General features: G+C 68.3%; 18 protein-coding genes and 2 pseudogenes. 14 read left to right on the forward strand and 6 right to left on the reverse strand.

Annotated features, from left to right (window positions below; genetic code table 11):
- Positions 1 to 78 precede the first annotated feature (78 nt).
- Positions 79 to 1,005 (forward strand): AEC family transporter, encoded by a 927-nt coding sequence (locus OG558_RS25595; protein ID WP_405065290.1) that lies wholly within the window; start codon positions 79 to 81, stop codon positions 1,003 to 1,005.
- Between the two features lies 1 nt (position 1,006).
- Here the strand turns inward: OG558_RS25595 and OG558_RS25600 are convergent, their stop codons facing one another.
- Complete coding sequence (locus tag OG558_RS25600; RefSeq protein WP_405065291.1) at positions 1,007 to 1,966, reverse strand: hypothetical protein; 960 nt, start codon at positions 1,964 to 1,966, stop codon at positions 1,007 to 1,009.
- A 208-nt stretch (positions 1,967 to 2,174) separates the two neighbouring features.
- Positions 2,175 to 4,715, reverse strand: a complete 2,541-nt coding sequence (gene valS, locus OG558_RS25605) for a valine--tRNA ligase (protein WP_405065292.1) — start codon at positions 4,713 to 4,715, stop codon at positions 2,175 to 2,177.
- 73 nt (positions 4,716 to 4,788) lie between these two features.
- Between valS and OG558_RS25610 the strand changes: the two genes are divergently transcribed.
- From OG558_RS25610 to OG558_RS25650, 9 genes are all read left to right on the forward strand, one after another.
- Positions 4,789 to 6,147 carry a bifunctional folylpolyglutamate synthase/dihydrofolate synthase gene (locus OG558_RS25610; RefSeq protein ID WP_405065293.1) on the forward strand — a complete coding sequence of 453 codons (1,359 nt, stop codon included), beginning with the start codon at positions 4,789 to 4,791 and terminating at the stop codon, positions 6,145 to 6,147.
- Positions 6,144 to 6,479 (forward strand): DUF4233 domain-containing protein, encoded by a 336-nt coding sequence (locus OG558_RS25615; protein ID WP_329475160.1) that lies wholly within the window; start codon positions 6,144 to 6,146, stop codon positions 6,477 to 6,479. The genes OG558_RS25610 and OG558_RS25615 overlap by 4 nt, the downstream gene beginning before the upstream one ends.
- A 38-nt stretch (positions 6,480 to 6,517) precedes the next feature.
- Complete coding sequence (ndk, locus tag OG558_RS25620; RefSeq protein WP_405065294.1) at positions 6,518 to 6,928, forward strand: nucleoside-diphosphate kinase; 411 nt, start codon at positions 6,518 to 6,520, stop codon at positions 6,926 to 6,928.
- A 152-nt stretch (positions 6,929 to 7,080) separates the two neighbouring features.
- Positions 7,081 to 8,097 carry a rod shape-determining protein gene (locus OG558_RS25625; RefSeq protein WP_328527032.1) on the forward strand — a complete coding sequence of 339 codons (1,017 nt, stop codon included), beginning with the start codon at positions 7,081 to 7,083 and terminating at the stop codon, positions 8,095 to 8,097.
- Positions 8,098 to 8,107: 10 nt separating this feature from the next.
- Positions 8,108 to 9,055 (forward strand): rod shape-determining protein MreC, encoded by a 948-nt coding sequence (gene mreC / locus OG558_RS25630; protein ID WP_405065295.1) that lies wholly within the window; start codon positions 8,108 to 8,110, stop codon positions 9,053 to 9,055.
- A 1-nt stretch (position 9,056) separates the two neighbouring features.
- Positions 9,057 to 9,593: a rod shape-determining protein MreD gene (gene mreD / locus OG558_RS25635; RefSeq protein WP_329475163.1), complete on the forward strand. Its 537-nt coding sequence runs from the start codon at positions 9,057 to 9,059 to the stop codon at positions 9,591 to 9,593.
- Positions 9,590 to 11,644: a penicillin-binding protein 2 gene (gene mrdA, locus OG558_RS25640; RefSeq protein ID WP_405065296.1), complete on the forward strand. Its 2,055-nt coding sequence runs from the start codon at positions 9,590 to 9,592 to the stop codon at positions 11,642 to 11,644. Before mreD ends, mrdA begins: the two co-directional genes overlap by 4 nt.
- 9 nt (positions 11,645 to 11,653) lie before the next feature.
- Complete coding sequence (gene rodA, locus OG558_RS25645) at positions 11,654 to 12,820, forward strand: rod shape-determining protein RodA (RefSeq protein WP_405065297.1); 1,167 nt, start codon at positions 11,654 to 11,656, stop codon at positions 12,818 to 12,820.
- Between the two features lie 288 nt (positions 12,821 to 13,108).
- Positions 13,109 to 13,849 carry a hypothetical protein gene (locus tag OG558_RS25650; protein ID WP_405065298.1) on the forward strand — a complete coding sequence of 247 codons (741 nt, stop codon included), beginning with the start codon at positions 13,109 to 13,111 and terminating at the stop codon, positions 13,847 to 13,849.
- 18 nt (positions 13,850 to 13,867) lie between these two features.
- Here the strand turns inward: OG558_RS25650 and OG558_RS25655 are convergent, their stop codons facing one another.
- The gene (locus OG558_RS25655) at positions 13,868 to 14,335 is read right to left on the reverse strand and encodes an Lrp/AsnC family transcriptional regulator (RefSeq protein ID WP_405065299.1); all 468 of its coding nucleotides are present in this window, start codon (positions 14,333 to 14,335) and stop codon (positions 13,868 to 13,870) included.
- A 94-nt stretch (positions 14,336 to 14,429) separates the two neighbouring features.
- Between OG558_RS25655 and OG558_RS25660 the strand changes: the two are divergent.
- Positions 14,430 to 14,585 (forward strand): annotated as a pseudogene (locus OG558_RS25660) (DUF2000 family protein); the annotation flags it as partial.
- Positions 14,586 to 14,610: 25 nt separating this feature from the next.
- Positions 14,611 to 14,826, forward strand: a pseudogene (locus OG558_RS25665) (DUF2000 family protein); the annotation flags it as partial.
- Positions 14,827 to 14,840: 14 nt separating this feature from the next.
- Here OG558_RS25665 and OG558_RS25670 read toward each other — a convergent pair.
- The gene (locus OG558_RS25670) at positions 14,841 to 15,779 is read right to left on the reverse strand and encodes a TIGR03560 family F420-dependent LLM class oxidoreductase (RefSeq protein WP_405065300.1); all 939 of its coding nucleotides are present in this window, start codon (positions 15,777 to 15,779) and stop codon (positions 14,841 to 14,843) included.
- 83 nt (positions 15,780 to 15,862) lie between these two features.
- Between OG558_RS25670 and pcaD the strand changes: the two genes are divergently transcribed.
- Together pcaD and OG558_RS25680 are read left to right on the forward strand one after the other, a co-directional pair.
- Positions 15,863 to 16,606 carry a 3-oxoadipate enol-lactonase gene (gene pcaD, locus OG558_RS25675; protein WP_405065301.1) on the forward strand — a complete coding sequence of 248 codons (744 nt, stop codon included), beginning with the start codon at positions 15,863 to 15,865 and terminating at the stop codon, positions 16,604 to 16,606.
- Between the two features lie 71 nt (positions 16,607 to 16,677).
- Entirely contained in the window at positions 16,678 to 18,609 is a 1,932-nt protein-coding gene (locus OG558_RS25680; RefSeq protein WP_405065302.1) for a TIGR03960 family B12-binding radical SAM protein, read from the forward strand.
- Between the two features lie 126 nt (positions 18,610 to 18,735).
- Here OG558_RS25680 and OG558_RS25685 read toward each other — a convergent pair whose 3' ends face one another.
- Entirely contained in the window at positions 18,736 to 19,113 is a 378-nt protein-coding gene (locus tag OG558_RS25685) for a hypothetical protein (protein ID WP_405065303.1), read from the reverse strand.
- A gap of 47 nt (positions 19,114 to 19,160) precedes the next feature.
- Positions 19,161 to 20,498 (reverse strand): HAD-IA family hydrolase, encoded by a 1,338-nt coding sequence (locus tag OG558_RS25690; RefSeq protein WP_405065304.1) that lies wholly within the window; start codon positions 20,496 to 20,498, stop codon positions 19,161 to 19,163.

Here is a 20,498-nt window from a genome sequence, read left to right on the forward strand (position 1 = left end):
ACCGGTGAAACCGGCCCCGGGTTCGGGGTGAACCGTTCCTATACGATCCAGCCGTGCCGAAGCCGTTGAGCGCCTGAAGTGTCCGCCGTCGTCGGTGCCTTCGTTGCGCTGGTCTCGGTGGCCGTGCTCGGGTACGTCGTCGGGCTGCTCGGCGTACTGCGGGCTCAGGACGAGCTGGTGCTGTCCCGGCTGGCGTTCTTCGTGGCGACGCCGGCGTTGCTGTTCACGACCGTCGCCCGGGCGGACCTGCATTCGATCTTCTCGGTCGTCTTGGTGACCAACGTGGCCAGCCTGTTCGTGGTCCAGGTGATCTTCCTGCTGGTGGCCGCGCTGATCTGGCGACGGACGAGATCCGAGGCGACGATCGGCGTACTCGCGTCGTCGTACGTGAACGCGGGCAACCTCGGCGTACCGGTGGCGGCGTACGTGCTCGGGGTGGGCGCGGTGGTCGCGCCGATCCTGTTGTTCCAGTTGCTGGTGATGGCGCCGATCGCGTTCGCCGTACTCGACGGTGATCGGCAGGGGACCGGCCGGCGGGTGTCGTTGCGGACCGTGGTGGCCCGTCCGTTCCGCAATCCGCTGACTGTTGCGTCCCTGCTCGGGCTGCTGTGCGCCGCGCTGGGGGTGCACCTCCCGACCCTCGTGATGCGCCCGATCGACCTCATCGCCGCTGCGGCCGTGCCCGTCGCTCTGGTTGCCTATGGACTCAGCCTGAGCGCCGGCACGAAGGACTCGATCACGCTGCAGCGGGACGTCGTACTGGCCGTGCTCCTGAAGACGATGGTGCAGCCGCTTGCGGCGTACGCCGTTGGGCGCTGGGTGCTCGACCTCCACGGCGCGGCCCTGCTGGCGCCGACCTTGCTTGCCGCGCTACCGACCGCGCAGAACGTCTATGTGTACGCCGTTCACTACCGCAGCAGCCGCACGCTCGCACGGAGTGTGGTCCTGTTGAGCACGCTGCTGTCCATCCCGATCATGATCGCCATCGCAGGCCTGCTGGGCTGACTCACTTCATCGCGTCGAAGGCTTCCTCGGCCACCGGGGCGACCTGATCCACGGCGACGCCCTCGTTGGCGGACTGGGCGATGACGGTCAGCGTGTTCGAACCGCGGTAGCACTGGGTGGGGAGGTTGCCGGTGGATTCGACGCAGGTGGAGTTGCCGACCTTCTTGACCTTGTCCGGGGTCGCGCCGGAGTCCGCGACGGTCTTGTTGATGTCGACCTTGCCGCGGAGCGCGATCACCACGAACATCCGGTTGCCGTCGATGGTCCCGTACGCCTCGACCGTCGCCTGCTTCCCGTCGTTGATCCGGCTCAACGCCTGCCGGGTCTGATCCAGCTGCAACTGGCCGCGGATCTCCTGATCGGTGATCCGGTCCAGCCCCGCGAGCTTCGCCGGCGGGGTGATCCCGCGCGCCGTGTTCAGCCGGTTGAGCGGCCCCAGACCCCACACGTACCCCAGCAATGCCAGCACGATGATCGCGACCAGCGCGACACCGACCGTCAGCCAAGGCCCCCGCAGTCGAATACGCTGCCACCACTTCTTCTTCGGCGCATCAGTATCGCCACCCTCGGGCTTCCTGGCAGGGAGTTCTTCAGCCTCGGCCTTGGCGCCAGCAGGCGACGCCTTGCGTGGGTTCTCCGGCAGCTGTCGTTCGACCTGCTTCTTCACCCTGAAGCGGCTCCACGAGAATCCGAGCGAGACCGACAGGGCGCTCGACTCGCCGGTGACCGTCTCTCTGCTCCCGGTCGCCCCTGCCTTCCCGGCGGCCGGCTCGGCTGCTGCCGTCTCGTCCCCGGCGTTCCCCGACGCGGGAACTGGCGCCAGCTCGGTCGTGATCTCCGCAGCCGTCGCGGTGGTCTCGTCTGCCGGCTTCGCGTTCGTTGTGGTGCTGTCCGCGGGTTCGGAAGCGTGGGTGGCGGGAGCCTCGGGGGTTGGGCGGGCCGGGGTGGTGGGGTCGCTCATGGGGCTGGCTCCTCGGACGTGCGGTCGCGCGGTTCGGACCCGATGGTTCCACATCGAGACAAATCCGCTCCGTAGCGTAGTCGTTCGGTTCGCGGTCTTCGGCCCTGGCTCTTCAAGAGCAGGGGACTAGTCCAGCATCTCTCGTGGCGCCGAACGGCCGGTGCCCACCTCCCCGGAAGGGGGCGGGCACCGGGCGAAACGGGTGCGCTCAGAGGGCGGCGACGACCTTGATCGCGTCGGTGCTGTCCGGGTGCCAGATGATCTCGCCGGTGATCCGCCCGGCCGCCCGCAGATCGGGCTCGGCCCGCTCGGCCAGCGTCAGCCGGGCGGCAGGCCCGGTGACCTCGACCTTGCTGACCTCGGTCTTCATCGAGACCTGCGCCTCCGACTTGGCGCCGCGGATCCCCGCGAGCACCTCGGAGACCGCATCCAGGACCTCGGGCTCCTGATCGGCGACCACGAGATCGGCGTCCGGCGTCGGCCACGAAGCCACGTGGATCGAGCCCTCCTGCCACCACGACCACACCTCTTCGGTCGCGAACGGCAGGTACGGCGCGAGCAGCCGCAACTGAACCGACAACGCAACGGCCAGTGCCGCCTTCGCCGACGCCGCGGCGGCCTCACCCTGACCGCCGTACGCGCGCTCCTTCACCAGCTCGACGTAGTCGTCGCAGAAGGTCCAGAAGAATCGCTCGCTCACCTCGAGCGCGCCGGTGTAGTCGTAGCGCTCGAAGGCGGCCGTCGCGTCGGCGACCACCGACCGCAGCCGCTGCAGCATCGCCAGGTCGACCGGCTCGGTGACCGCGGACGCGTCCACCGTCGTCGCGCCGAACCCGAGGACAAACTTCGACGCGTTCAGGACCTTGATCGCCAGCCGGCGCCCGACCTTCATCTGCGACTCGTCGAACGGCGAGTCCAGCCCCGGCCGGGCCATCGCGGCCCGCCAGCGGACCGCGTCCGAGCCGAACTTCTCCAGGATCTCCGACGGAACGACGGCGTTGCCCTTGGACTTGGACATCTTCTTGCGGTCCGGGTCGACGACGAAGCCGGAGATCATCGACCGTGCCCACGGCAGCGAGCCGTTCTCGAAGTGGGCCCGGACGATCCGGGAGAACAGCCAGGTCCGGATGATCTCGTGGGCGTGCGTGTTCAGGTCCATCGGGAACGTCCGGCGGAACAAGTCCTCGTCCCGCTCCCAGCCACAGACGATGTGCGGCGTCAGCGACGACGTGGCCCATGTGTCCATCACATCCGGGTCCGCCACGAACCCACCGGCCTTGCCGCGCTGGGATTCGTCGTACCCACGCGGTGCCTGCGAGGTCGGGTCGATCGGGAGCTCCGCCTCTGAAGGCATTAGCGGGTGGTCGTAGTCCGGCTCACCCTCGGCGTCGAGCGGATACCAGACCGGGAAGGGGACGCCGAAGAAGCGCTGGCGGGAGATCAGCCAGTCACCATTCAGCCCCTCGACCCAGTTCAGGTATCGGTGCCGCATGTGGTCCGGGACCCAGGCCAGTTCGTTGCCCCGGTCGATGAACTCCTGCTTGAGCTCGGCGTCCCGGCCGCCGTTCTTGATGTACCACTGGCGGGTCGAGACGATCTCCAGCGGCTTGTCGCCCTTCTCGTAGAAGTTCGCCATCCGCTGGGTCGGCGTCGGCTCACCGTCCAGGTCGCCGCTCTCGCGCAGCTTCGCGACGATCAGCTCACGCGCGCTGAACACGGTCTTGCCGGCCAGTTCGCCGTACAGTTCCGAGCCTTCCAGCCACGGCGGCGTCTCGCGGAGCAGTCGGCCGTCGCGGCCGATGACCGTGCGGGTGGGAAGCTGCAGCTCGCGCCACCACTGGACGTCGGTCAGGTCGCCGAACGTGCAGCACATCGCGATGCCGGCTCCCTTGTCCGGCTCGGCCGCCTCGTGTGCGAGGACCGGCAGCTCGACGCCGAACAGTGGCGACGTCACGGTCTTGCCGAACAAGCCCTGGTACCGCTCGTCGTCCGGGTGCGCGATCAGTGCGACACAGGCCGGGATCAGCTCCGGCCTGGTCGTCTCGATATAGACCGGCCCGTGCGGCGCGTGGAACGCGATCCGGTGGAAGAAGCCGGGATAGTTCCGCGCCTCCAGCTCGGCCTGCGCGACCGCGGTCTGGAACGTGACGTCCCACATTGTCGGCGCCTCGGACAGGTACGCCTCGCCGCGGGCGAAGTTGCGCAGGAAGGCGCGCTGCGACGTACGGCGGGAGTCCTCGGAGATCGTGGTGTAGAGGTACGACCAGTCGACGCTCAGGCCGACCTGCCGCCACATCGCCTCGAACGCCTGCTCGTCGATGTGGGTCAGCTCACCGCACAGGTCGACGAAGTTCTGCCGGGAGATCGGCAGCTGACGCTTCGGGTCCGGCTTCGCCGGCGGGGTGAAGTCGGGGTCGTACGGCAGCGACGGGTCGCACCGGACGCCGTAGTAGTTCTGGACCCGGCGCTCGGTGGGCAGGCCGTTGTCGTCCCAGCCGATCGGGTAGAAGACCTTCTTGCCGCGCATCCGCTGGAAGCGGGCGACCAGATCGGTGTGGGTGTAGCTGAAGATGTGCCCGACGTGCAGCGACCCGGAGACCGTCGGCGGGGGCGTGTCGATGGAGTACACATCGGCGCGCTCGGCGGTGCGGTCGAAGGCGTAGGTCTGCTGCTCCTTCCATACGGCAGCCCACTTCTCCTCGAGACCTTCGAGGCTGGGCTTGTCTGGAACACGGGACGTCAGGCTCATGCGCACAATCGTAGTGGTTGTCAAGGGGTGCTCCGACCGGTTATCCACAGCGCTCACTAGACTCGGTGTTCTGATGAGCGACCTTTCCTACGCCGAGGTATCGGCACGGCTTCAGCAAAGATGGCCGGAGCACAAGATCGAGCCCACGCTGGACCGGATCCAACGGCTGGTCGAGCTGCTCGGCGACCCGCAGAAGGCCTACCCCGTGGTGCATCTGACCGGGACCAACGGCAAGACCTCGACCGCGCGGATGATCGACACCCTGCTCCGCGAGGCGGGCCTGCGCACCGGCCGGTTCACCAGCCCGCACCTGGAGTCGGTCCGGGAGCGGATCACCCTGGACGGCGAACCGATCAGCGAGCAACTCTTCGTCGACGCGTACGCCGAGATCGCGCCGTACCTGGACGTGGTCGACGCCGAGCAGGAACATCCGCTGTCGTTCTTCGAGGTGATGACCGCGATGGCGTTCGCGGTCTTCGCGGACGCGCCCGTCGACGTGGCCGTCATCGAGGTCGGCCTCGGCGGCACCTGGGACTCCACCAACGTCGCCGACGGGACCGTCTCGGTGATCACCCCGGTCGCGGTCGACCACGCGCACATCCTCGGCGCGGATCCGGTCACCATCGCCCGGGACAAGGCCGGCATCATCAAGCCCGGCGGTACGACGGTGATGTCGCAGCAGAGCCTGGACGTCTTCGAGGTGCTGCTGGCCAAGGCCGCCGAGGTCGGTTCGCAGGTCGCCCGCGAAGGGATCGAGTTCGGCGTCACCGGCCGCTCGGTCGCGGTCGGCGGCCAGCTGATCGACATCAAGGGCCTGGGCGGAGAGTACGACGAGATCTACGTCCCCCTGCACGGTGAGTACCAGGCGCACAATGCGGCTACCGCGGTCGCTGCCGTCGAAGCGCTGCTGGGCGCCGGCCCGCAGGCTGAAGGCCGCGTCACCACCGAACTGCTCCAGGCTGGCTTTGCCCAGGTCACCAGCCCCGGCCGGATGGAGGTCGTCCGCACCAGCCCGACGATCATCGTCGACGCCGCGCACAACCCGCATGGCGCCGAGGCGACCGCGGCCACGGTCTCCGAGGCGTTCGCGTTCCAGCCACTGATCGGCGTCCTCGGCTGCATGAAGGACAAGGACGTGTACGGCGTTCTGGAGGCGTTCGAGCCGATCATGGAGACGGTCGTGTGCACCCGGAACAGCTTCGTCGAACGCTCGATGCCGGCCGAGGAGCTGGGAGAGCTGGCGATGGAGATCTTCGGTGAGGACCGGGTGCTGGTCCGGCCGCATCTGATCGACGCGATCGACGACGCGATCCGGCTGGCCGAGGAGAACGCGATCGCCATGGGGACGGGCGGCGTACTGATCACCGGATCCGTCATCACCGCCGGCGAAGCGCGCACCCTGCTGGTCCGCAAACCGAAGGACGAGCAATGAGGTCGCTCGCCTCGATCGTGCTCGGTTTCGAGGCGTTGCTGCTCGCGTTGGTCACTCCGGTGATGATCTCGGTTGCCGACGTCCGGCCCGGGGTGGCGGTGCCGGTCTGCATCGGGCTCGCCGTACTGGCGATCATCGCCGCCGGTCTGCTGCGTTTCCAGCTCGGCTACATCCTCGGGTCGGTGGTCCAGGTCGGCGCGGTCGGCCTCGGCTTCGTCGTACCGGTGATGTTCGTGCTGGGGCTCGCCTTTGCGGGCTTCTGGGTGGCCGCCATCGTCCTCGGCCGCCGCATCGAGGAAGCCAAGAAGGCACAGGAAGCACAGAGCGGTTAGGCTCGGCGCCCCGACCTACTTCGAGAAAGAGTTGACAGATGTCGCAGCGCACCCTGGTCCTGCTGAAGCCCGACACGGTCCGCCGTGGCCTGGTGGGCGAGGTGCTGGGCCGGTTCGAGGCCAAGGGGCTCCGGATCGTCGCGATGGACCAGCGCACGATCGACGCTGAGCTGGCCGACCAGCACTACGCCGAGCACGTCGAGAAGGCGTTCTACCCGCCGCTGCGCGACTTCGTCATCAGCGGCCCGCTGGTCGCTCTGATCCTCGAAGGAGACGAGGCGATCGAGGTGGTCCGCGCCCTGAACGGCGCCACCGACGGCCGCAAGGCCGCCCCTGGCACCATCCGCGGCGACCTCTCGCTGTCCAACCGCGAGAACCTCGTGCACGGCTCCGACTCCGAGGAGTCCGCCGCCCGCGAGATCAAGATCTGGTTCCCCGACCTCCCATGATCTAAGGGGTCCGCGGCCCGCTGGGGACTGCTGGTGAAGAAACGGATACGATACGTGCCTGGGCGGACGGGTCGTGTCGGTCCATGGGCTGGGCGCGGGCGGCGCTTAGCCTGATCGGGGACCGAGTGGGAGGTGCCGCGGTGGCGAACAGCATGCTCGGCCGCGACATGGCGGTCGATCTCGGGACGGCGAACACACTCGTCTACGTCCGCGGTCGGGGCGTCGTACTGAACGAGCCCTCGGTGGTGGCCACCCGGACCGACGAACCGCGCGAGGCGGTCGCGTTCGGGCACGAGGCGAAGAAGATGATCGGCCGGACGCCCGGCAACATCACCGCGATCCGCCCGCTGAAGGACGGCGTGATCGCCGACTTCGACGCCGCCGAGCAGATGCTGCGCTACTTCATCCAGCGGGTGCATCGGCGCCGGTACTTCGCCAAGCCGCGGATCGTGGTCTGCGTGCCGTCCGGGATCACCGCGGTCGAGCAGCGCGCGGTCCGCGACGCCGGGTACATGGCCGGGGCCCGCAAGGTCTACATCATCGAGGAGCCGATGGCCGCCGCGCTCGGCTCCAACCTCGAGGTCCGCGACGCCACCGGCAACATGGTGGTCGACATCGGCGGCGGTACGACGGAGGTCGCGGTCATCTCGTTCGGCGGCATCGTCACCAGTCAGTCGATCCGGGTGGCCGGTGACGCCATCGACAAGGCAGTTGTGAACTACTGCAAGAAGGAGTACTCGCTGATGCTCGGCGAGGCGACCTCCGAGCAGATCAAGATGACGATCGGGTCGGCGTTCCCGACCACCGACGGGCCGGACAGCGAGATCCGCGGCCGGGACATGGTGTCCGGCCTGCCGCGGACCGTGAAGGTCTCGTCGTCGAACATCCGGCAGGCGATCGAGGAGCCGATCACCGCGATCGTCGACGCGGTCAAGGCCACCCTGGACAAGACCCCGCCGGAGCTGGCCGGCGACATCGTCGACCGCGGCATCGTGCTGACCGGCGGCGGCGCACTGCTGAAGGGCATGGACGAGCGGCTGCGGCACGAGACCGGTATCCCGATCCACGTGGCGGAGAACCCGTTGGACGCCGTCGTGCTCGGCGCCGGCAAGTGCGTCGACAACATCGAGACGCTGAACCGCATTCTGGTAACTGACAACCGGCGCTGAGGTTCCACCGATGCTCAAAGACCTCGGTACTCCGGCCCGGAGCGCGTTCCGTTCGGCCGGTGCACCGCTCCGCTCAGCCGGCACGCCGCGCGGGGTCCGCCGCCGCCGGACCGTGCTGGTCCTGGTCGTACTGGCCTGTTTCACGTTGATCGTGCTGGACGCCCGGCGCTCGGCCGGCTCGCCGGTGGAGCCGCTGCGCGAGGTCGCGGCGGGCGTGTTCGGCCCGCTCGAGTCGACCGCGACCTCGGCCCGGCAGCCTGTGGACAACCTCCGCGACCGGTTCGCGGAAATGGATAGGTTGAAAGCAGAGAACGAAAAACTGAAGAAGGACAACGAGGACCTGACCCGGGAGCTGAACACCTCCGACTACGCCCGCAACCGGGCCACGGAGCTGGACCAGCTGCTCAAGCTCGCGCCGGCGTACGCGATGACGCCGGCCCGGGTGATCGGGATCGGCAGTGCCCAGAGCTTCAACCACACGGTCACGATCGACGCCGGTACGGCGGACAGCGTGCACGTCGACATGACCGTGCTGAACGGGACCGGTCTGGTCGGCCGGGTGGTGCGGACCACCCAGGGGACCGCGACCGTGCTGCTGATCGGCGACCGCAACTCGACCGTGGGCGGCCGGCTGAACGCGACGATGGCGCTCGGCTTCGTCTCCGGCCGCGGCGAGGTGGCGGGCACCCTCGACTACAAGCTGGTCGACCTCAAAGCGCGGCCGAAGGTCGGCGACCGGATCGTCACCTGGGGCTCCAGCGGCAACGCGCCGTACGTGCCGGGGGTCCCGATCGGTGTCGTCACCTCCGTCACGCCGAACGAGGGCTCCCTCGGGTCCACCGCGACGATCAAGCCGTACGTCGATCCGACCCGGATCGACACGGTCGGCGTGGTGACCGGACCACCGGCCCGGGCACCGCGCACCCAACTCAAACCTCCAGCAGGAAAGGGGAACTGACGTGATCGCTGTACGTATCGGGTTGGCCGCCCTCTTCCTGATGCTGGCCGTGACCGTGCAGACCTCGGTGCTGTCCAACATCGCGGTCGCCGGCGTCACCTGCGACCTCACGCTGATCGTCGTGATCGCGCTGGGGTTGTCGCGTGGGCCGGAATGGGGAGCGATCGCCGGCTTCGCCGGGGGTCTGCTGCTGGACGTCGTACCACCGGCCGATCACACGGCGGGGCGCTGGGCGTTGTCCCTCGCGATCGCCGGGTACGTCGCGGGTCTGATCCGCCGTGAGACGTCCACCGGTCCGGTCGGGCCGCTCGCCGTCGCGCTGACCGTCGTACTCGGCACCGCGGTCTCCCTGTTCCTGTACTCGGCCACGGGTTCGCTGCTGCATGACCCGTCCGTCGTCTGGGGCGAGTTCGGCGTCCGCCTCGGCATCGCCGCCGGGTACGACGTGGTCGGCGCGATCGTGGTGATCCCGCTCGTCATGTGGGTTCTGGGTCGCGTGGTTCCAGCGCGCGAACGCAGCAGACGAGTGGTGCCATGAGTTGGGACGGGTTCGAGGCTCCGCTCAAGGCACGGCTGCGGTTGTTCGTGATCGGGGTGCTGGTTTTCTCCTTGCTGTGCACGCTGTTCGGGCGGCTCTGGTACATGCAGGTGATGTCCAACGCGGACTACAGCCAGGCGGCGACGCAGAACCACACCCGCCAGGTGCTGGTGCCCGCGCCGCGCGGCACGATCGTGGACTCGCAGGGCCGGACGCTGGTCGGCAACCGGGTGTCGCTGGTCATCACCGTCGACCGATCGGTGCTCGCAAAACTCCCGGACAGCCAGCAGAACGTCGTGATCACGCGGCTCGCGAAAGTGCTCAAGCAGAAGCCGAAGGACCTCAAAGCACGCACCATGCTGTGCGGCGAGCCCGGCGCGTCGAAACCGCCCGCCTGCTGGAACGGGACGCCGTACCAGCCGATCCCGGTGGCGAAGGACGTCAGCGAGCAGGTCGCGATCGAGGTGATGGAGCGCCGCGAGGACTTCCCCGGGATCGCTGCCGAATCGCAGACGCTGCGCGCGTACCCGGCGCCGTACCACGTGAACGCGGCCCACATCCTCGGCTATCTGTCGCCGATCACGACCGAAGAGCTCGAGGGCCTGGACAAGGCCGGTCAGGACTCGGTCCCGCACCGCTCGGACCTCGTCGGCCGGGCCGGTGTCGAGCGCACGTACGACCAGTTGCTCCGCGGGACGCCGGGCGTGAAGGACGTCATCGTCGACGCGGTCGGATACACCACCGGCATCCAGAAGCAGACCGCTCCGGTGCCAGGCGCGACCTTGGTGACCACGATCGACGCGCGGATCCAGGCGTCCGTCGAGACCCAGTTGAAGAACGCGATCATGACCGCGCGGAAGCAGTACGACCCGATCACCAAGAAGAAGTACGTCGCCGACTCCGGTGCCGCGGTCGTGATGGACACCAAAACCGGCCGGATCGTCTCGATGGCGAGCTACCCGAGCTACGACCCGGGAGTCTGGGTCGGCGGCATCAGCCAGCGCGAGCTGGATGCGCTGTATTCAACCAAGTCGGGCACGCCGTTGGTCTCCCGCGCACTGCAGGCTCAGCTCGCCCCGGGGTCGACGTTCAAGCCGATCACCACCTCGGCCGCACTCGGCGCCGGGTACAGCCCGAAGACCCGGCTCGACTGCTCGCCGTACTTCGAGGTCGGCAACCGCCGCTTCAAGAACTACGAGTCCGCGTCGTACGGGATGATCGGCTTCGACCAGGCGCTCGCGCTGTCGTGCGACACGTTCTTCTACCGGATCGCCTACGCGCTCTGGCTCAAAGAGGGCGGCAACTCGAGCGACATCAGCACGCACGACCCGCTGGTCGAGATGGCGCAGAAGTTCGGCCTCGGCAGGCCGACCGGGGTCGACCTGCCCGGCGAGGTGAGCGGCCGGATCGCGGACCGGAAATGGAAGAAGACCTACTACGACTCGCAGAAGGACTACTACTGCAAGCTGGCGAGCAAACCGCCGGCCGGAACATCGGCGTTCCTGAAGCAGTTCTCCCGCGAGTTCTGTGTCGACGGCTACAAGTATCGCGCTGGTGACGCGGTGAACTTCGCGATCGGCCAGGGCGACACCACGGTCACCCCGCTGCAACTCGCGACGGTCTACGCGGCCCTCTCGAACGGCGGCACCGTGTACGAGCCGCGCGTGGTCCAGTCCTGGATCGGCGCGAACGGCAAGTCACACGAGATCAAGCCGACGGTGAAGACGAAGCTGCCGGTCCCGAAGAGCACGCTGACCTACATCGACCGCGCGCTGCAGCAGACGGTCAAGACCGGTACGGCGGCGTGGAAGTTCGTCGGCTTCCCGGTCGACCAGGTGCCGGTCCGGGCCAAGACCGGTACGGCGGAGGTCTACGGCAAGCAGACCACCTCGTGGCTGGCGTCGTACACGGATCGCTATGCCGTGGTGATGATGATCAGCCAGGCCGGCACCGGTTCGGGCGCCGGCGGTGACGCGGTCCGCAAGATCTACGAGACCCTGTACAACATCAAGCCGGTGCCGCCCGCCGGCCAGACCAAGCCGAAGCAGTGAGGGCATGAGATGGCGCTGCTGACCCCGATCCGGACCCGGCCGCGGATGGACCGCCGGTCGACCGTGTGGCAGGTGGACTGGGTCCTCGTGCTCGCCGTCGTCGCGCTGTCGTTCATCGGCGCGATGCTGATCTGGTCCGCGACGCACGCCCGGACGTCGCTCACCGACGGGAACCAGTACGCCTTCCTGGTCCGGCACGCGATGAACTTCGCCATCGGCCTGATGCTCGCGATCGGCGCCGCGATCACCGACCACCGCCGCGTCCGCATCCTCGCTCCGGTCCTTTACGCCGCCTCGATCGTCGGCCTGGTCCTGGTCCTGGTGCCCGGGGTCGGCGCGGTGATCAACGGATCGCGGTCGTGGATCCAATTGCCGTGGATGTCGATCCAGCCGAGCGAGTTCGCCAAGCTCGCGGTGATCGTCGGGATGGCACTGCTGATCGCGGAGAAGGGGGAGACCGACCGCAACGAGACCGCCCGGACGATCGACGTCGCGCAGGCGATCGCGGTCGCCGCCGTACCGGTGGTGCTGGTGATGCTGCAGCCCGACCTCGGCACGGTGATGGTGCTCGGCTCGATCGTGTTCGGGATCGTCGCGGTGTCCGGCGTACCGAAGCGATGGATGCTCTGCCTGCTCACCGCGGGGGTGGTGGTCGCGGCGATCGCGATCAAGCTGCAGGTGCTGAAGCAGTACCAGCTGTCCCGGTTCATCGCGTTCGCGAACCCGTCCTCGGACCCGCAGGGGATCGGGTACAACGTGAACCAGGCCCGGATCGCGATCGGCAACGGCGGGGTCTTCGGCCAGGGGCTGTTCCACGGCAGCCAGACGCAGAACGCGTTCGTCCCCGAGCAGCACACCGACTTCGTCTTCACGGTCGCAGGGGAGGAGCTCGGGCTGATCGGCGCCGGCACGATCATCGTGCTGTTCGCGGTGATCCTGTTCCGCGGGCTGCGGATCGCGATCAACGCGCGGGACGCGTTCGGCCGGCTGGTGGCGACCGGGATCGTCTGCTGGTTCGCGTTCCAGGCGTTCGAGAACATCGGGATGACGCTCGGGATCATGCCGGTCACCGGCCTGCCGCTGCCGTTCGTCTCGTACGGCGGTTCGTCGATGTTCGCCTGCCTGCTGGCCGTCGGCCTGTTGCAGAACATTCACCTCCGCTCACACCGCTTCTGACCAGCCTCCCCAGACAGAGCTGACATGTCAGCTACTCTGCTGCCTGCCCGACTCTGCCGATGGCCGGGTGTTCGGCGCCGCGCGGTCATGGGGCCTTGGTTCCCGGCCTTCCTTCGTCGCTGCAGTCGCTTCGCTCCTTGCGCTCCTCAGTCCAGTCCGGGAGGCCCCATGACTCTGCTGAATGCCGCGCCTCCGGCGCGGCGGGTCATGGGGCTTTGCCTCTCGGCCTTCCCTCGTCGCTCCGGTCGCTTCGCTCCCTGCGCTCCTCAGTCCAGTCCGAGAGGCCCCATGACCAGGTTTGTGTCGTTCCCGCTCGCTCTGGCTGCCGCCCTCGCCCTGTCCCTCACCGCCTGCGGTGGAGCTGACAAGAAGAGCGGATCGGCCGCCTCGACTCCGGCCGGAACGACACCGGCACCGAGCGTGACCTCGTCGGCACCGAGCGGTACACCCGGCGAGTCGGTCACCCGGACGGCTGCCGAGCTCACCAAGGCCCTGCTCGTGCTGAGCGATCTCCCGACCGGGTTCACACAGCAGAAGGACGAGCCGGACGACAACGCGAAACCGTTCTCGTCGCCGAGCAGCCGCTGCAAGACCCTGATCAAATACCTGAACGCCACCAAGGCCCCCGGGTCGAAAGCCAGCGTGACCCGGTCGTTCTCCGGCAGCCAGGAAGGCCCGTACATCGACTTCGGACTGGATTCGATGGGCACCGCGGACAAGGTCGCCGACCTTCAGGGCACCTACGAGGATGCCGTGGACTCCTGCTCGAAGGTCACGCTCAAGACCGAGGGCGTGGGCAGTACGTCGATGAAGGTCGAGAAGATCAGCGCGCCCCAGTTCGGCACCGGCCCGTTTGCGTTCCGCCTGACCGGCACCAGCGGCCCGAAGCGCGGTCTCGAGTACACGGCCGCCACCACCGGCGTCAACGACGTCGTCGTCTCGGTCGGCGTCCTGGCCGGCCAAGGTGAACTGGACGCCGCCACCGAAGCCGCCGTCACCAAGGCCCAACAGGTCCTCAAGGCCGCCTGACCGCCACCACGCCGTCTCTCACCCGGACAAGCGGTCCGGCAGCGGCATGATCGTCGTACGGCGGTGATGTTCGAAGACCACCGAGCTGCGGATGTCGGCGATCTCCTGGCGTTTGGCCAGCGCGAGGACGAGGTCGCGCAGTGCCTGGGTGTCCTTGACCGCGACGTGGGCGAGGAAGTCGGAGGCGCCGGACACCATGAACATCGCCAGCGTCTCGGGCAGTTCGTTGACGTAGTCCTGGAAGGCGACGGCGACGGCCATCGCCTGCGGGCGCAGCTTGATCGAGATGATCGCCTGGGTGGACCGGTCGATCGCAGTCAGATCGACCTCCGCGTGGTACCCGCTGATCACGCCGCGGTCGCGCAGGCCGCGGATCCGCTCCAGACAGGTCGACGGCGCGATCCCGAGCTCGGCCGCCATGTCGCGGTTGGTCCGGCGGGCGTCGTTCTGCAGCATCCGCAGCAGCGCCGTATCAAGTTCGTCCATGGGGGGAAGTTTCCCAGATCTGCCGAACGATGTTCGGACCAGCGAGCGGATGCCCGTGCGGCAGGCTAGCTTTACCGCCGTGCAGACGAACAAGATGGTCGTGGTGATCGCGGCCGAGGCGCCGGTCGGCGTCGCCCTCAACACCGCCGCCCTGCTCGGGGTCGGCCTCGGCCACCACCACGACAACGTGGTCGGCTCGGACACCGCGGACGCCTCCGGCGAGCCGCACTCCGGGATGTGCGCCCACCCGATCCCCGTACTGCGGGGCCGCCGCCGAGCAACTCCACGACCTCCGCACCCAGGCAGCCGCGCGCGACGGGGTCACCGTGCACGACATGCACCAGATCGCCCAGCAAGCGCGCACCTACGACCAGATGTCCACCACCCTCAGTGGCACCAAGCCTGAAGACATCGAGTACCTCGGCGTCGCCCTGTACGGAGCGCGCCCGGTCGTCGACTCCCTCACGGGCGCGCTGCCGCTTTATCGCTAGCGGACTCGGCCGACTCAGAAGAAGAGGTCGGCGAAGCGCCGTAGTTCGTCCACGTCCAAGCCGTGCTCGAACCCCACGACGAGTTCGTGGACCCCGGCGTCCTCGTAGGCGGCGATCCGTTCCCGGATCGTCGACTCGGTGCCGATCAGGCCGTACGAGGCGAGATCGCCGGGGAACGCGAACTCGGCTCCGGCGGGGACTCTCGCCCGGGCCTCCGCGTCCGAGGCGCCCAGGATGTACGACGTCGTCGCGGTCCGCCGGATGTCGTCGTACGGGCGTCCGACGTCGGCGCAGTGCTTGCGCAGTACGTCGTACTTGTGCCGCAGGACCTTGGGGGAGTCGATGATGTTCGACGCGTCGGCCCAGCGCGCCACGGTCCGTAGGGTCTTCTGCTCACCAGCGCCCGCGACCAGGACCGGGATGTGCGGTTGCTGGATCCCCTTCGGCTGATTGAGTCCGCCGGAGGCGCGGTAGTACCTGCCCTCGAAGTCGACCGACTCCTCGGTCCAGAACCGGCGGATCAACTGCACCGCCTCGTCCAGTCGGCGCAACCGGTCCCCGGCCGAGCCGAACTCGAACCCGTAGCCGAGGTAGTCCGGCTCGTACCAGCCGGCGCCGATCCCGAAGATCACCCGTCCGTTGCTGACGATGTCGATCGTGGACGCGATCTTCGCCTGCAGCGCGGGGTTGCGGTAGCTGTTCGAGGTCACCAACGGGCCGAGCTGGATCCGGTCGGTCGCGGCCGCGAGCGCGGTGATCATCGTCCAGGCCTCGAACACCGGTGCCTGCGAAGGCGGGATCGGATGCAGGTGGTCGGGAACGTAGACGGCGTGGAACCCGAGCTCGTCGGCGGCCTGGGCCACCGCGGTGATCCGGCGGAATCCGTCGGTGGGGTCGAGTCCGGCGAGCTCGCCGGCGAATCCGGAGGGCAGGAACACACTGAAGCTGGTCATGGCAGCCTTTCCGTGAACGGTTTGCGTGTATCGACCGGTCGGGATGCGGAAAGGAATCGGTCCATCCTCCGTAAGGTGGGGGTATGCGACTCAACTACGAGGCGACAGGCCCCGCCGACGCACCGATGGTCCTGCTGGGACCGTCACTCGGGGCGACGACCGCGATGTGGGCGCCGCAGCTCGAGGTCCTGTCACAGCGATTCCGGGTGGTGGCGTTCGACCACCGCGGGCACGGCAAGTCCGAGGTGCCGACTGGGCCGTACACGATCGACGATCTCGGTGGCGACGTGATCGAGTTGCTCGACAGCCTCGAGGTCGAGCAGGCGTCGTACGTCGGGATCTCGCTGGGCGGCGCGGTAGGGCTGTGGCTCGCGCAGAACGCGCCCGAGCGGTTCCATCGGTTCGTGCTGTTGTGCCCGCCGGCGAACCCGGCCGCGAACGCGCAGATGTGGACCGACCGTGCGGCGCAGGTCCGGGCCGAGGGGACGAAGTCGATCACCGACGCGACGCTGGGGCGGTGGTTCCTGCCCGAGTTCGCCGACCTCGCCCCCGTCCGCCAGATGCTGCTCGACACTCCTGATGAGGGGTACGCCGCCTGCTGCGAGGCACTGGGGTCGACCAACCTCCTGCCGGGCCTGGCCGACATCACGGCTCCGGTCCTCCTCATCACGACCGACTCCGACACGTCCATCCCGCCGGAGACCGTCGTACCCCTCGCCACGCAGATCCCCGGCGCCCACCTCGAGATCATCGAGAACGCCGCCCACCTCGTCACCTACTCCCACCCGGTCGTCATCAACCCGCTGCTGCTCACTCACCTCGGCTGAGCGCGATTCCGGCGTACGGGAGGGGCGGCGTTAGTCTGGTAGGCGCTCTGCTCCTCGACCGGAAGTGCCCGATGACTGTCGAATCGCTGTTCCCGCGCCTGGAGGCGTTACTGCCTAGCGTGCAGAAGCCGATCCAGTACGTCGGAGGTGAGCTGAACTCGGTCAGCAAGGACTGGGACGCGGTCAGCGTGCGCTGGGCGCTGATGTACCCGGACGCGTACGAGGTCGGCCTGCCGAACCAGGGCGTCCAGATCCTCTACGAGGTGCTGAACGAGCGCGACCACATCCTGGCCGAGCGGACGTACTCCGTCTGGCCGGACATGGAGCAGGTGATGCGGGACCACAAGATCCCGCAGTTCACGCTGGACAGTCACCGGCCGGTCCGGGCGTTCGACGTGTTCGGGCTGTCGTTCTCGACCGAGCTCGGCTACACCAACATGCTGACCGCGCTCGACCTGGCCGGGATCCCGCTGTACGCCGTCGACCGGACCGACGAGGACCCGATCGTGCTGGCCGGTGGGCACGCCGCGTTCAACCCCGAGCCGATCGCCGACTTCATCGACGCCGCCGTCCTCGGTGACGGCGAGGAGATCGTGCTGGCCATCTCGGACGTGATCCGGGAGTGGAAAGACGAGGGCAGCCCGGGCGGACGCGACGAGGTGCTGATGCGGCTGGCCGCGTCCGGTGGCGTCTACATCCCGAAGTTCTTCACGGTCGAGTACCTGACCGATGGCCGGATCAAGCGGGTCGCCCCGAACCGTCACGGCGTCCCGTGGCGGACGGCCAAGCACACCGTGATGGACCTCGACGCTTGGCCGTACCCGAAGAAGCCGCTGGTTCCGCTGGCCGAGACCGTGCACGAGCGGTACTCGGTGGAGATCTTCCGCGGCTGCACCCGCGGCTGCCGGTTCTGCCAGGCCGGCATGATCACCCGGCCGGTGCGCGAGCGCAGCATCACCACGATCGGCGACATGGTGGAGAACGGGCTGAAGCAGTCCGGGTTCGAGGAGGTTGGCCTGCTCAGCCTGTCCTCGGCCGACCACAGCGAGATCGCCGAAGTGGCGAAGGGGCTGGGCGACCGGTACGAGGGCAGCAACGTCTCGTTGTCGTTGCCTTCGACAAGGGTCGACGCGTTCAACATCACGCTGGCGAACGAGTTCTCCCGCAACGGCCGGCGCAGCGGCCTGACCTTCGCGCCCGAGGGCGGGTCGGACCGGATGCGCAAGGTGATCAACAAGATGGTCAGCGAGGAGGACCTGATCCGCACGGTCGCGGCGGCGTACAGCCACGGCTGGCGGCAGGTGAAGCTGTACTTCATGTGTGGCCTGCCGACCGAGACCGACGAGGACGTGCTGGCGATCGCCGACCTGGCCAAGCGGGTGATCGCCACCGGCCGTGAGGTCTCCGGCCGCAACGACATCCGCTGCACCGTGTCGATCGGTGGTTTCGTGCCGAAGCCGCACACGCCGTTCCAGTGGGCCTCGCAGCTTGGCGTCGAGGAGACCGACGCCCGCCTGGCCAAGCTGGGCGCGGCGATCCGGTCGGACCGGAAGTACGCGAAGGCGATCGGCTTCCGGTACCACGACGGCAAGCCCGGCATCATCGAGGGCCTGCTGTCTCGCGGCGACCGCCGGGTCGGCCGGATCATCGAGGCGGTCTGGCGCGACGGCGGCCGGTTCGACGGCTGGAGCGAGCACTTCTCCTACGAGCGCTGGGTCGAGTCCGCCGAGAAGGCGCTGGCCGACGAGCCGGTCGACCTGTCCTGGTACACCACGCGAGAGCGCGAGTACGCCGAAGTCCTGCCCTGGGACCACCTCGACTCAGGCCTGGACCGCGACTGGCTGTGGGAGGACTGGCAGGACTCGCTCGAGGAGGACGGCGCGATCGAGGTCGAGGACTGCCGTTGGACCCCGTGCTTCGACTGCGGCGTCTGCCCGCAGATGGGCACCGAGATCCAGATCGGCCCCACCGGCAAGAAACTCCTGCCCCTGTCCGTCGTCTAACCCGCCTTTCACGGGTCGACGCCCCACCGCATTTGGTGGGTTGACGTCCGAAGTTGTGGGTTGGCGCCCCGAAATACGAGGTGCCAACCCACAAACTCGGACGTCAACCCCATCAAACTCGACCCGTCAGTTGCAGTAGTACGCCGGAGTGGGGGTCGTCTCGGTCTGGTCTTGCCAGTGAGCTACGCCGACGTAGTAGCCGCAGCCGGTGCCCTCGTCGAACCAGGCGCCGCCACCTGAGTACGCGTACGTCTCGGCGACCGTGGTGAACGGGCCGGTGGCGCTCGGGCCCTTCTGCAGCTCGACCCGGACCTCGGTGACGCTGTTCGAACAGCCCTCCAGCCCGACCGCGACGTACAGCATCAGCGCGCTGTACCCGACGGACTGCGCCGTCACCAGGTCACAGGCCTGCGTCCCCGCGGTCGACGCCTGGGCCGGCGTCCCCATCACCATCCCGGCCGCAACCGCCGCCGTGGCCGCCATAGCCCCAACAAGCTTCCGCATCCGTATATCCCTCCGGTTGGAAATTTACAGAGTGTCAGCAGAATAGGTCACTCGGTTACCGCGCGGTCGACCCCTTTCGATCCCACGGAAAGAAGCAGCTCGCTGAGCAACACCTCGTCAGCGCTGCCCAGAACCAGGTCGGCCGCCGCGACGGCGACCGCATCCACGAACGGGTTGGGGATCGCGACCGCCACCATCCCGGCCGCCTGCGCCGCCGCGACCCCGTGCGCGGTGTCCTCGACCGCGATCGCCTCGTCACCCGGTACGCCGAGACGACGCAAGGCCAGCAGATAGATCGCCGGATCGGGCTTGTGGGCCTCGACCTCGTCCCCGGTAACGACCAGATCGAAGAGCTCGACCGCGTCCACGCGCTCCAGATGACCCTGCACCCACGGACGCGGTGAGCTGCTCGCGATCGCGACCTTCAGACCCAGCTCCCGCGCCGTCATCACCCACTCGCGGATCCCGGGCCGGAAGTCGAGGTCCTGGTGCATCGCGTTCCGGTGGGCGGTGCGGCGGGCGTGGCTCGCGGCACGATCGAAGCCGGAGCCGACCGCGGCCGCCAGGATGGCGTACCGGTCCTCGGTGATGTCACCGCCGTGCCCCGGCCAGAACTCCTCGAGCTCCAGCTCGAGCCCGTGATGCGCCCACTCGGCCCGCCAGCTCTCCACCATCGTCGTCTCGGTGTCCATCAACAGCCCGTCGAAGTCGAACACCACAGCCCGAACGTCGACCGGCATCAGCCGGGTCGCGAGCCGGTGGATCTCGGCCTGGGTCAGCCCGCACCAGGTCAGATACCCGCGGACGCCGCCGTACTCGCGATCGAGGTGGTCGAGCGAGGCGAGGATGGTCTCCGGCCGGGAGCGGGACATCTCGGGGCCGTTCTGCAGGCCGAGCCGGGCTTCACTGAGCGCGTAGTCCTCGGCGATGACGGCCCGCGGCACACCGACCAGGTCGAGCAGGATGGCGATCATCAAGCCGGTGCGGTCCTTGCCCGCGCGGCAATGCACCACGACCGGCCGATCGGCCGGCGCCTCCGCAACGGCCCGGAAGGCCCGTGCGATGTGCTCCTTGTTGCGCGTGAGGCTCCCACGGTAGATGTCCGCGATGCCCGCCTCGGCGGACGCGTCGCGGGCCGCATCGGCGACCGGATCGATCCAGGGAATGCGCTGGTACGACGATGAGCCGTCGAGCAGATGTGGTTGCCTGATCTCCCCATCGGAGCGCAGATCGAGAACCAGTCCGGCACCTACGGCATCGAAAGCAGCCCGACCGTCGGCCTCCAGGTCGTCGAGCGATTCCGAACGGAACAGCGCCCGCTCGCGGGTCGGTACGCCGTATCGGGTCGGAAGGCCGCCAAGGTCACGCGCATTCGGACTCCACAC

The sequence above is a fragment of the Kribbella sp. NBC_01510 genome, from assembly GCF_045040325.1.
Classification (GTDB): domain Bacteria; phylum Actinomycetota; class Actinomycetes; order Propionibacteriales; family Kribbellaceae; genus Kribbella.